At 43.8% G+C, this 8,356-nt stretch carries 9 protein-coding genes; 2 read left to right on the top strand and 7 right to left on the bottom strand.

What is annotated here, in order from left to right; all coding sequences use genetic code 11:
- Nucleotides 1-18: 18 nt before the first annotated feature.
- Genes FLB61_RS12750 through FLB61_RS12735 form a run of 4 tightly spaced genes read right to left on the bottom strand, consistent with a single transcriptional unit; the run spans nt 19 to nt 3,837 of the window.
- Nucleotides 19-1,389, bottom strand: a complete 1,371-nt coding sequence (locus tag FLB61_RS12750) for a citrate/2-methylcitrate synthase (protein WP_221920404.1) — start codon at nt 1,387-1,389, stop codon at nt 19-21.
- A 20-nt stretch (nt 1,390-1,409) separates the two neighbouring features.
- Nucleotides 1,410-2,093, bottom strand: a complete 684-nt coding sequence (locus tag FLB61_RS12745) for a TIGR00266 family protein (protein WP_087202745.1) — start codon at nt 2,091-2,093, stop codon at nt 1,410-1,412.
- 27 nt (nt 2,094-2,120) lie between these two features.
- Complete coding sequence (gene rsmA, locus FLB61_RS12740; RefSeq protein ID WP_087202746.1) at nt 2,121-3,008, bottom strand: 16S rRNA (adenine(1518)-N(6)/adenine(1519)-N(6))-dimethyltransferase RsmA; 888 nt, start codon at nt 3,006-3,008, stop codon at nt 2,121-2,123.
- A 43-nt stretch (nt 3,009-3,051) separates the two neighbouring features.
- Nucleotides 3,052-3,837, bottom strand: a complete 786-nt coding sequence (locus FLB61_RS12735) for a TatD family hydrolase (RefSeq protein ID WP_221920403.1) — start codon at nt 3,835-3,837, stop codon at nt 3,052-3,054.
- 91 nt (nt 3,838-3,928) lie between these two features.
- On the opposite strand from FLB61_RS12735, the gene FLB61_RS12730 reads away from it, so the two are divergent.
- Both FLB61_RS12730 and glsA read left to right on the top strand, forming a co-directional pair.
- Complete coding sequence (locus tag FLB61_RS12730) at nt 3,929-4,222, top strand: hypothetical protein (protein ID WP_087202750.1); 294 nt, start codon at nt 3,929-3,931, stop codon at nt 4,220-4,222.
- Nucleotides 4,223-4,306: 84 nt separating this feature from the next.
- Nucleotides 4,307-5,227: a glutaminase A gene (gene glsA / locus FLB61_RS12725; RefSeq protein WP_087202752.1), complete on the top strand. Its 921-nt coding sequence runs from the start codon at nt 4,307-4,309 to the stop codon at nt 5,225-5,227.
- 60 nt (nt 5,228-5,287) lie between these two features.
- On the opposite strand, the gene FLB61_RS12720 is transcribed toward glsA, so the two are convergent.
- From FLB61_RS12720 to FLB61_RS12710, 3 genes are read right to left on the bottom strand one after another with little or no spacing between them, the layout of a single operon-like run.
- Complete coding sequence (locus FLB61_RS12720) at nt 5,288-6,511, bottom strand: MFS transporter (RefSeq protein ID WP_221920402.1); 1,224 nt, start codon at nt 6,509-6,511, stop codon at nt 5,288-5,290.
- 59 nt (nt 6,512-6,570) lie between these two features.
- The gene (locus FLB61_RS12715; RefSeq protein ID WP_221920401.1) at nt 6,571-7,008 is read right to left on the bottom strand and encodes a hypothetical protein; all 438 of its coding nucleotides are present in this window, start codon (nt 7,006-7,008) and stop codon (nt 6,571-6,573) included.
- Nucleotides 6,965-8,176, bottom strand: a complete 1,212-nt coding sequence (locus tag FLB61_RS12710; protein WP_221920400.1) for an MFS transporter — start codon at nt 8,174-8,176, stop codon at nt 6,965-6,967. Before FLB61_RS12710 ends, FLB61_RS12715 begins: the two co-directional genes overlap by 44 nt.
- Between the last annotated feature and the right edge of the window lie 180 nt (nt 8,177-8,356).

The raw sequence follows: 8,356 nt of genomic DNA, 5'->3' as shown, positions 1-8,356 counted from the left end.
TGCAGGATTCTTTTTTGTTTATCTGTCTTCGAGTTTTACATATTCTTTGTAAGGGGCAAGCGGCTTATATGCCGGACGGATGATCTTGTCCACATTCTTCAGCTCTTCCAGTCTGTGCGCACTCCATCCCACGATCCTCGCCGCGGCAAATATCGGCGTGTAAAGCGCCGGAGGAAGATCCAGCATACTGTATACGAGTCCGCTGTAGAAATCCACGTTTGCGTTGACCCCTTTGTAAATCTTTCGCTTTTCCCCGATAATGAGCGGAGCCATATGCTCTACCATTTCATAGAGATTGTATTCTTTTTCATATCCTTTTTCTTTCGCAAGCCGTTTTACAAAATCTTTGAAAATTTCCGCTCTTGGATCAGATACAGAATATACCGCATGACCCATACCATAGATCAAGCCTTTTTTATCAAACGCATCTTTGTCAAGAAGTCTTGTCAGATATGCTGCCACTTCTTCTTTGTCTGTCCAGTCTTTGACTACTTTTTTCATATCGTCGAACATCTGCACGACTTTTACATTGGCTCCGCCGTGCTTCGGTCCTTTCAGGGAAGCCATCGCCGCCGCCATCGTAGAGTATGTATCTGTCCCGGATGATGTGACAACATGAGTTGTAAATGTAGAGTTATTTCCGCCGCCGTGATCCATATGGAGAACGAGAGCCATATCCAGGATCCGTGCCTCAAGCTTCGTATACTTTCTGTCTTCTCTCAGCATCATCAGTATATTTTCCGCTGTGGACAGTTCCGGCTTCGGAGCGTAGATAAAGAGATCCTCTCCCATCTTGTAGTTGTATGCATGATACCCATATACCATGAGCATAGGGAACTGGCTGATCAGATTCAGGCACTGGCGAAGCACATTCTCTGTACTCGTATCATCTGCCTTGCTGTCATAGGAATACAGTTGAAGAATACTTCTCGAAATACTGTTCATCATATCCGGACTGGACGCCTTCATGATCACATCCCGAACAAAGTTTGGCGGCAGCACTCTTCTTTCCACAAGAAGATCATGAAAATCCGAAAGTTCCTTCTCTGTCGGCAAATCTCCGAATAAAAGCAAATAGGAAATTTCTTCAAATCCGTAGTGATCTGCAGCAAGAAAACCGTTTACAAGATCCTTGATATTGTATCCTCTGTAATAGAGTCTGCCAGGGCAAGGTACTTCTTTTCCGTCCACAATCTCCTTGGCACAGACATCCGAAATATTTGTAAGTCCCGCCAGTACGCCTTTTCCGTTCAGATCGCGAAGTCCTCTTTTTACTTCATATTTCGTGTACAGATCTTTTTCGATCTGGTTGTTTTTTTCACTTAACGCGGCGAGTTTTTTGATTTCCGGTGTGATGTCAAACAAAGCTTCTTGAACTGTTTTTACCATAGATGTTCCTCCTTTATCTTTTAATTTTCACTTGACGGAAAGTATGGTCTAAGTACCCCCGCCACATTACTCAGAGGCATAGTCTGCAGCCAGATATGTCCAGGTCCTGTTATAAGTGTATTGAAGATACCCTCTCCTCCAAATACCATATTTTTAATTCCCGACACTGTCTGGATATCCATACTGCAGGATGCGGTCATCGCTGCCAGATACCCAGTGTCCACAACGATACTCTGTCCCGGTTTCAGCTCATATTCCACTACATGGCCGTCAAACTCTGCAAATGCCGTCCCCTGACCGGACAGTCTCTGCATGATAAAACCTTCTCCTCCGAAGATCCCGGAGCCAAGTTTCTTCTGGAAATGGACGCTCAGTTCCACTCCCGCCTCCGCTGCCAGGAATGCACTCTTCTGGAAAATATAATCCTGCCCCGGACCGATCTCGAACGCTTTGATAGATCCCGGAAAGCTGGATGCAAACGCGATCAATCCAGTTCCGTTCTCTGCCGTGTATGTATTCTGGAAAATCGAATCTCCGGAAAACATCCTTCCAAGCGCTTTTCCAAAACCGCCTCTGGCGCCGGTATCCATCCTCATATTAGGAGACATCCAGCTCATGGAACCTCTTTCCGTGATCATCTGCTCTCCCTCTTCCAGATGACAGACAACTACAGGCAGTGTCTCTCCTTTGATTTCATAACGCATAACTTTCCCTCCTTTTTCTATGTGCTTTTATGTCAAATCGGATTTTCTTCCTTCTCCCATCAGATCACTGAGACGGGCGAATTCCTCCAGTGTAAGAGCCTCGCCGCGGATGCTGGATCCTCTTCCCAGTTTTTCGATCGCTTCCGCTATCTCTTCTTTTGTAAACGAAAGCTCCGGAGAATTGAAAAGACCATTTGCCAATGTCTTTCTCCGCTGATTGAAAGAAGCACGGATCAAGCGGAACATGAGCTTTTCATCCTTTACCTGCACAGGCATGACATCATGCCTCGTAAGCCGGATGACTGCCGATCCGACATTCGGTCTTGGCATAAAACAGTTCGGCGGAACATTCGCCACAATATACGGATCCGCATAAAACTGAACCGCCAGGGACAACGCCCCATAATCTTTTGTTCCCGGTCCTGCCTGCATGCGGGATGCCACTTCTTTTTGTACCATAACGGTAATACTGGAAAGCGGGACCTGACTTTCAAACAGTCCCATGATGATCGGTGTCGTGATATAATACGGAAGATTTGCAACTACTTTGATAGGCCGGCCGCCGTTTCTCTCTTCTGCCAGCTTTGCGATATCTACCTTCAGGATATCCTCGTTGATTACTGACGCGTTCGGAAAACCGGAAAGTGTATCCTCTAGAATCGGGATCAGCATTCTGTCGATCTCCACTGCCACAACTTCTCTGGCATATTTAGCCAGGTACTGTGTCATCGTTCCGATGCCCGGTCCGATCTCCAGAACAAAATCCTCTTTTGTGATCTCGGCCGCCCGGATAATCTTATCCAGAACATGTGTATCGATCAGGAAGTTCTGGCCGAACTTCTTCTGAAAATTAAAATTGTATTTCTGCAGCACCGCAATCGTATTCTGCGGATTCCCCAAAAATGGCTCTGTCATATGCATTTCCTCTCTTTACCTGTTCTAATCATTATACCACACTTTAGTTCTTCGCATTATTAAAAGAGTGTGAAAAATATATTAATTTTGCGTTCGCTTCTGTTTGGCGGATCACTTCCTCTTTCGATATCCCTTTCAGTTCAGCGATCGCTTCCGCCACATAGTGAATATTTCTGGAATCATTGCGTTTCCCACGGTTCGGCTCCGGCGCCATATATGGGCAGTCCGTCTCAAGAACGATCCGTTCAAGGGATATCGCTTTTACTGTCTCTTTCAACTTCTTCCCATTCTTAAACGTGACGACACCGCCAACGCCGATATAAAATCCCATCTTCACATACTCAAGGGCAAGTTCTTTTGAGTAAGAATAACAGTGTATAATCCCTTGAAGCCCTTTTGCATGCTGCCGCATGATCTCCATCGTATCTTCAGCGGCATCCCGGCTGTGAATATTGACCGGCATCCCCTTTTCTCTTGCAAGGTCAAGCTGACGGATAAACCAGTATTTCTGAGTCTCTCTGTCCTCCTTGTCCCAGTAGTAGTCCAGCCCGATCTCCCCTACTGCGCAGACTTTGTCCATGTCACAAAGACTGGAAAGCTTGGCAAATGTCTCTTCGTTTAATTCTCCGACCTCATCCGGGTGGACGCCGACGGCAGCATAGACGAAAGGATGCCTGCCTGCCAGATCGACCGCCCTTTGGCTGGATGCAAGTGACGCTCCGATCTCCATCACAGTACCTACCCCGGCATCCTTCATTTTACCCAGGAGGTCATCCCGATCCTGGTCAAACTGTTCATCGTTATAATGTGCGTGTGTATCAAAAATCATATGCTTCCTCCGTGAAATTCCTACAAGATGGTTGTATTATAAATAAAAACATACTATAATTCAAATAGAATATCAATAGGAGGGGCATCATATGAACGTATATGATAAAGTAAACAAGACAGAACTTACCGCTACAACAGACGAACTTGTCAAGTTGATGGCACCGGGCGGACGCCAGGTAGATTTGTATTTAAAAGAAAAAAAATCAGACGAAGACGGATACATGACATGGGATGTAGAACACTGGTCAAGCGTAGACGGAAAACGCTTCATCCGCTGCTATTCTCTGGAGGGACGTGTATTGAGCGAATCCACCGGTCATAACATCTACGACCTCAGGGCAGAATTTAAACCGGAAGAGGCTGAAAGAGTTGAGCTCAGCTAAAATTTCAGGAAACGAAGACGGGGCACCAAATCAGTCGCTTCGTCTTCTTTTTTCCCCAGATTTGCAACACGGAGGATACACGATATGTTAAAAGAAGAACTTCTGCAGGATGCGCTCCATTACGGGAAGGCATTTGTTCATATGGGGCAGACCGCCCAGTATATACCAGAGCTGAAAAATGTCAGCAAATATTATCTCGGGATCTGTACGATCGACATGGATGGCAATGTCCTGGAGGCGGGGGATACAAACATTCCTTTTACGATCCAGAGTATCTCCAAGCTGGTATCCCTGATCCTGGCAATCCGGGACTGCGGAGCTGATCATCTCTTCCACGACAAAGTCGGCGTGGAACCGACCGGGGACCCTTTCAATTCCATCGTAAAGCTGGAGACAAAGACACGCCCGTTTAATCCATTTATCAATGCCGGCGCTATTACTGTCGCAAGCTGTATCAGCGGGAAAGATTCCGATGAAAAATTCGGCCGCTTTCTGGACTTCATCCGAAAGCTCTGCCGAAACGAGGAGATCTCCCTCAACACTGCGGTATACGAATCGGAAAAACAGACCGGAGACCGAAACCGGGCGCTTGCTTACTATCTGAAAGCTTCGGGCATCCTGGAAGGCGACGTAGAAGAATGTCTCGACTTCTACTTCAAAATGTGCTCTGTCAACGTCACAGCACACGATATCGCCCATATGAGCCTTGTACTGGCAAACCACGGCGTCGATCCTGCATCCGGAGAAATCCTTATCGAAGCAAAAAGCGCCAAAGCAATCCGTGCTCTCATGCTGACATGCGGCATGTACGACGGATCCGGCGAATTTGCCATGTCCGTAGGCTTTCCGGCAAAGAGCGGTGTAGGCGGCGGGATCGCTGTTCCCCTTGTAAACCACATGGGAATCGGTGTCTTCGGTCCTGCACTGGACAGCAAAGGCAACAGCCTTGGAGGAATCAAGATGCTGGAGTATATCTCCAAAAGACTGGATTACTCTTTATTTTAAAATATACGGGGATAGGGCAGAACATATAAACGACCCTTTCCCCGAAATATGACCGATCTTTCATTTTCTATCTGCGTTTTCCATCAACCTTATGTGATTCAAATTTTTATTCAAAAGCAGGAATAATAAAGCTGTGAAGAATATGCCTGATAAATACAAAAATCCATTCGTATCGCTCATTGTGAGGAAATGAGTTCCAATAGCAATGCCGATGGAAGGAGACATCAAAATAAGCGTATCAATCCCTCCCAGTATTTTCCCGCGATTATCTGCATCAATTGTTGTAATGACATAACTAAACAACGGCTGCGTTAGCGAATCAAACATTCCATATATCAAGAAAATAAAACCTACCAGAAAAAGAGAGGATATTGGAATGCACAACATGCATGCTCCGCAGACTAACATTGCCAGTTTAAAGAGTCTGCTTACATAATGGCCAAATTGATTTACAATTATCAAACCGATGATTTCGCCTACGGCCATCATAGATTTTATAAGCCCAAGGGTAATGGAACTTTCTGATTGAACGGAAAACATGATCGGCAAAATATTAGGTACAAATCCATATGCCAGATTTAATAAAAACATAATAATAACTATGCTTCGAATCAATGAGCTCTGAAAAATGGAACGGTATGAAATTTTTATATCTTTTATGAAAGAAATCATCAAGGCTTTGCTGTTGCTACTTCTTTCTGCATGTCTGTCAGGATCACACAATCTGCTTATTAAAAAGGCACAGGTAAAAAAGCTGGCAGTATCTATTAAAAACATACCGCTTCCCGAAAACCAAGTAATCATCCATCCTGTCACTGCCGATCCAACAATATAAATTGTTCTGGCAAACATTGTCACAGTGGATTGAAACTTGATAAATATGGTTTTCTCAAATCTTTCTGCCGCATAAGTTGTATATGCAGATGCAAAGACCGTATTGCATATATCATTTAACAGTATGAAGAAAATGCAAAGACTGATATGCTGAATCGCAAAACCATAAAAACACCAAAACAAAAAAATAATTACTCCCGAAACACTGTTTGCTGCAATCATCAACTTCTTTTTATCAAATCGATCGATTATAATCCCAACGACAAGAGCTAAAATCCCCCGAAAAGCGAGAGACCCTCCTATCATATATGCAGCATTCATAATACTATCAGATTCAAATGTTACTTTCCAAACAATAAACAGATCGAACAACGTATCCCCCACATAACTAATCAGGATAGAAATTATGAGCGTTTGAAAATCATGATTTGTTATAAACTTTTTCTCCATAATACTCCAGCTTTTCGGCTGCCTCCTCCCGTTTCCGCAAAGGGTCAGCTGATTTCAGGTTATTTTTCCGGTCTGCGGAATGCCTCATATGATTCTTCTTCCCTCTTTGTTTCTTGCTGCCTTTCTGTTTCTTCCGTCTCTTTGTCTTGCTCTTCGGTCTGCTGCTCTGTTTGCTGATCAAACGGAACAATTTTTTTCATTTTTTCGCATTTACTCAAAATTCGGTATACGATGTCCACCCCATTCCAGAGCAGGATGAGACAAAGTGCAGGCTGCAATGTCAGCTTCATCCAGATTCTTGCACTCTGCAAAAGCTCATTGATTTCTAACCATCGGGTATAGTCTTCCGTCATAACAGAACTATAGTATACCTCCTCCGTGTTCATGAACATATAAGCATTTTCCATGGCCACATCTGCTGCCTGTAAAAAAATCAGCAGGACTCCTGCCACGCTAATGCTGATCATGATCCCTTTTACTGAAAGTTTCCCTAACATTCTTTTTCCCCCCTTCCGTCAAAAACAGCACTGCTGCCGACGCACACAAAACCACACCGCTCAAAATCCATGTTGCACGAATAGAAAATATCAATGCCAATTTGCCCATTACAATCATAGATACGTAATTGAAGATACATACAACCATGGAATGGAAAGACAGGACTGTGGCGCGATTTTCATTAGCTATTTCTCTGTTCAGCGCCGTTTCTCTCAGTGGATAGATAATTCCAAGCAAAAATTCAAATACGAGAATCCCCGCAAAAATCAGAAGAAATGTATTTTGAAATGCCAGGACGATAATACTCACTCCACAGACAACGGAAGCTGCAGCCATCGCCCGAACTGATCTTGTGCAAATTCGCTCTACCAACATGTTTCCTGCCAACATGGAAAAACGCATAAAGATCCACGCCAGTGCGATCAGCGTATAATTGATCCGTTCAAACCCATGCAATATCGGGGACCAGAATACAAAAACCGGGGACAGACAAAAAACAAGTACGCTGTTAAACAGGATAATCCTCCGAATATTCCTGTCTTTCACACAGTATCGCACACTCACAGAAATGATTCTTTTTAGTCCATCTGCCGCGTTTTTCATGCTCCTTTCTTTCATCCTTATCTCCTCTTCCTCTTGCATAAATACTGACGCTGTAACTGTATAGAGCACTGACGCCGCAAGAGCAGCGAGAAAAATCCCCTCCATCATCCAGTCTGCCACGATCCCTCCGGCAAGTCCTGCCACAATCATCATCGTGGAAATATATTTATTCTTTTTTACAAAAATCTGCTCACACTCTTTCTTTGACGTATATTTGATGATCCATGCGTCCAGTGTTCCCGATTCAAATGCACACGAAAGTCCCAGAAATATTTGTGCAAGGAAAAAGATCCCCAAGCTGTTTCCAATCAAAAACAATACGTTTGTCACACACAAAAGAATTCCGCTTAAAATAGTCGTTTTTCTGTACCCAAGAAAGTCGGATAATGCTCCTGCCGGAATCTCCATCAAAAATGTAATGATCAGTGATGTGGCAACGATCAGATTCGTCTCCATTGTATCCAGATTTTTATTATACAGAAAAAGAATAAACGTCGCTCCGGTAATCCCCGCGTAAAATTCAAATAGACAGTGAAGCGAAAGAAATACTCTTTTTGCCCTCATACCTTTCCCCCTCTCTCCCTGATTCCATTACCGTATTTACTTTTTTGCAAACAGAGCAAACCGATCGCAATATATTCTGCTAATTTCATTTTTAACAATGTTTTTTCCAATATTATACATTATCATGTTGTTTTTTTCATTATTTTTTATGAAATCTCATATTTTTATTATTCCATACAT

The sequence above is a fragment of the Sellimonas caecigallum genome, from assembly GCF_019754295.1.
Taxonomy (GTDB): domain Bacteria; phylum Bacillota; class Clostridia; order Lachnospirales; family Lachnospiraceae; genus Sellimonas; species Sellimonas caecigallum.
This window is presented reverse-complemented; position numbering and strand designations above follow the sequence as displayed.

Bases quoted from the DNA above. Each gene is read 5' to 3' on its own strand.
- glsA (WP_087202752.1), top strand. From the start codon at position 4,307: ATGTTAAAAGAAGAACTTCTGCAGGATGCGCTCCATTACGGGAAGGCA.
- FLB61_RS12710 (WP_221920400.1), bottom strand. From the start codon at position 8,176: ATGAGGGCAAAAAGAGTATTTCTTTCGCTTCACTGTCTATTTGAATTT.
- FLB61_RS12735 (WP_221920403.1), bottom strand. From the start codon at position 3,837: ATGATTTTTGATACACACGCACATTATAACGATGAACAGTTTGACCAG.
- FLB61_RS12715 (WP_221920401.1), bottom strand. From the start codon at position 7,008: ATGTTAGGGAAACTTTCAGTAAAAGGGATCATGATCAGCATTAGCGTG.
- FLB61_RS12750 (WP_221920404.1), bottom strand. From the start codon at position 1,389: ATGGTAAAAACAGTTCAAGAAGCTTTGTTTGACATCACACCGGAAATC.
- FLB61_RS12720 (WP_221920402.1), bottom strand. From the start codon at position 6,511: ATGGAGAAAAAGTTTATAACAAATCATGATTTTCAAACGCTCATAATT.
- FLB61_RS12730 (WP_087202750.1), top strand. From the start codon at position 3,929: ATGAACGTATATGATAAAGTAAACAAGACAGAACTTACCGCTACAACA.
- rsmA (WP_087202746.1), bottom strand. From the start codon at position 3,008: ATGACAGAGCCATTTTTGGGGAATCCGCAGAATACGATTGCGGTGCTG.
- FLB61_RS12745 (WP_087202745.1), bottom strand. From the start codon at position 2,093: ATGCGTTATGAAATCAAAGGAGAGACACTGCCTGTAGTTGTCTGTCAT.